The sequence below is a fragment of the Peterkaempfera griseoplana genome (genome assembly GCF_001418575.1).
Classification (GTDB): domain Bacteria; phylum Actinomycetota; class Actinomycetes; order Streptomycetales; family Streptomycetaceae; genus Peterkaempfera; species Peterkaempfera griseoplana.
This window is the reverse complement of record NZ_LIQR01000083.1, coordinates 1-2,843: the sequence shown is the minus strand read 5'-3', so window position 1 is coordinate 2,843 and position 2,843 is coordinate 1. Positions and strand designations below refer to the sequence as shown.

3 protein-coding genes are annotated in these 2,843 nt (G+C 73.2%); 2 read left to right on the top strand and 1 reads right to left on the bottom strand.

Translation table 11 applies throughout. The features are described from left to right. Nucleotides 1–164: 164 nt before the first annotated feature. Together AOK09_RS06560 and AOK09_RS06555 are read left to right on the top strand one after the other, a co-directional pair. Nucleotides 165–568, top strand: a 404-nt coding sequence (locus tag AOK09_RS06560) for a sigma-70 family RNA polymerase sigma factor (protein ID WP_245687153.1), incomplete at its 5' end; no start/stop codon positions are given. A 94-nt stretch (nt 569–662) separates the two neighbouring features. Then, nucleotides 663–1,931, top strand: coding sequence for a hypothetical protein (locus tag AOK09_RS06555; RefSeq protein WP_055586163.1), 1,269 nt, complete (start codon nt 663–665; stop codon nt 1,929–1,931). Here AOK09_RS06555 and AOK09_RS06550 read toward each other — a convergent pair. Then, nucleotides 1,903–2,843, bottom strand: a 941-nt coding sequence (locus AOK09_RS06550) for a MerR family transcriptional regulator (protein WP_055586162.1), incomplete at its 5' end; no start/stop codon positions are given. The two genes, AOK09_RS06555 and AOK09_RS06550, sit on opposite strands and share 29 nt — an antisense overlap.

The following is a 2,843-nucleotide window of genomic DNA, read 5'->3' as shown; positions in this document are numbered from 1 at the left end:
CCCCCGTCCCGCGTCCCCCGTCCCGCGTCACGGGTCCCGGCGCGACCGGCGGAGACCCGTAACGCGGGAACGGGTCCCCTGCGTGTAAGAGGGTGACGTCCGACCACGGAGGGACCGCACTGTGGGAGAACCGCCCGCCGACTACCTGGAGTTCGCCGCCGCNNCCGAGGACCTGGTCCAGGAGACGCTGGGCAAGATGTACCGGTCCTGGCGCCGCATCAACCGCCGGGAGTCCCCGGTCGCCTACGCCAACACCGTGCTGGTCCGGACGTTCCTGTCGCACCGGCGCAACCGCAGCTCCACCGAGTACCCCAGCGACCGGCTGCCCGACGCCGTGGACCGGCCGGAGGACCGCGAGCTGCGGCTGACCCTGCTGGACGGGCTGGCCCAGTTGTCGGCCAGGGACCGGGCGGTGCTGGTGCTCCGCTACTGGGAGGACCGCTCCGTGGAGGAGACCGCCCAGGTCCTCGACCTCTCGGCGGGAGCGGTGCGCTCCCAGAGCCTGCGCGCCCTGCGAAGGCTGCGCACGCTGCTGGGCGACCAGCTGGCCGACCTTGCCGCGTACTGACACATCCCGCGCACCGACGCACGCCGACACCTGCCGCGCACCGATGCACCCCGCGCACCGACACCTGCCGCGCACTGACAACGGAGGCCCACGAATGCTGCATGACGAGGAGTTCGAGCGCCGGCTGCCGGCCGCACTGAACAGCACCCTGGGGGAGTTCCGCCCGCCCCCACCGGACCTGGCGCAGGCCGGTGCCGTACGAGGGCGGCGGATGCGCCGGGCCAGGGCCGTCAGGGTCGGTGCGGTGACCGCCGCCACCGCGCTGGCCGCCATGGGCGGGACGCTGCTGATCGGTCCCCCTCAGGGAACGGCGGCCTCCACCCCGGGCCCCGCCCGGCTGGAGCAGACGACCCCGGTCCACTCGGCGTCACCGTCGGCCTCGACGCCGGCGCCGCTGAGCGGCACGGAGGTCCTCGGCATCCTGGCGCGGCTGCTCCCCCAGGGCGGCAAGGTGTCACAGACCTCAGGGCAGGGCCCGGCCGACGGACTGCCCGGCGCATACCGGGCCGCACTGACCTGGACCGGCCCCCGGGGCACCGCCGCCGTCGACCTGTCCATCCTGCAGAGAGGCCCGCAGGACGACGTCGCCGGATGCCTGCCGGTGCAGGTCCGACCGTACGACCAGTGCACCCGGAGGACCCTGGCGGACGGCTCGGTGCTGGTCACCACCAAGTCGTTCACCTATCCCAGCAACAACCACGGCCAGCGCCGCTGGTACGTCATCCTCACCACACCCTCGCACGCCGAGATCACCGTGGAGGAGTTCGCCGGAGGCGCCGAGAAGGCGGTCAACGGGAACGCCCAACCAGCGCTGAGCATCGACCAGTTGAGCTCCATCGCCACCAGCGGCGACTGGCGGCGTGCGATCAGCAGCCTTCCCGCACCCGTCGACCACCCGGGTGTCCCGACGGACGCCGACGCCGTCCCGGCGGCGCAGATGATCGAGCACCTGACGCGGCTGCTGCCCCCGGGCGGTGAACTGACCGACAAGGACGCCGGGCCGGATTTCGTGGCGCTCTCCTACAACGACGGCCGGGGCCGCTCCCTGGTCCAGGTGCAGGTCAGCCCCCACACGGAGCTGACCGGCGACTGGTACGACTGCTCCCGGGTGAAGACCGGCACCTGCACCCTGCAGACCCTCTCCGACGGCACCAAGGTGCTGCTCACCCAGGGCCCCGACGAGAAGACCGGCAGGACCGTGGTCAGGCAGGCGGATGTGCTGCACCCCGACGGCCGCCGGGTGGCCGTCCTGGTCTGCAACTCCTACAGCCAGGGCGGTCCGGTGACCCGCCCGGAGCCCGCGCTCAGCCTGGAGCAGGTGCGGCAGATCGGGCTCAGCCCTCGCTGGACGGCGTCACGCTGACATCCGCGACGGCGCAGGCGATGTTGTCGGGCCCGCCCAGGCGGTTGGCCAGGTCGATCAGACACCCGGCGGCCTCCTCGGGGTCGGCGACCGAGCCGAGGACACGATGCAGCTCGGCCTCGGGGGCGACCGCGGACAGGCCGTCGGAGCAGAGCAGATAGCGGTCGCCGGGACGGGCCTCGTGCAGCGAGAGGTCGGCCTGCGGAGCACCGGTGCCGAACAGCGCCCGGATCAGCAGGGCGCGCTGGGGATGCGAGGCCGCCTCCTCGGGGGTGAGGCGGCCTTCGTCCACCAGCGACTGCACATGGGTGTGGTCATGGGTGATCCGGAACAGCTCGCCGTCGCGCAGCAGATAGGCCCGGGTGTCGCCGATGTGCACCAGCGCCAGCTGGGACCCGGACCACAGCATGGCGGTGAGCGTGGTGCCGAGCCCCTCCAGGGAGGGGTCGGACTCCAGCAGGCTGTGCAGCTCGCCGTCGGCGTGCTGCACGGCCTGCTCCAGTGCGTTGAGCAGGTTTCCGGCGGGCAGTTCGGCATCCAGCGGCTTCAGCGCGTCGATGGCTGCCGCGCTGGCGATCCCGCCGTGGTCGCCCGCGCCGTCGGCCACGGCGACCAGCCGGCGTCCGGCATGGACGGCGTCCTGGTTGCCGTCCCTGACCAGCCCCGGGTGGGAGCGCGCGGCGAAGCGGACGGTGAGCGGGGTTGCTGCATCGGACATGGTGACGGTCCTTCCCGACAGATGGTCGACGAGGAAGGCGGCCAGCCGCTCCCGGGCCGCGATGTCGGCCCGCACCTGCGCCCAGTAGGCGGCGACCTCGTCCGCCGCGGCGGCGGGCTCCAGGTCGCACACCGTACGGATGCGGGCCAGCGGCATGCCCAGCCGTCGCAGCCAGGCCACCAGCCGGGCCCGCT

Bases quoted from the DNA above. Each gene is read 5' to 3' on its own strand.
- AOK09_RS06555 (WP_055586163.1), top strand. From the start codon at position 663: ATGCTGCATGACGAGGAGTTCGAGCGCCGGCTGCCGGCCGCACTGAAC.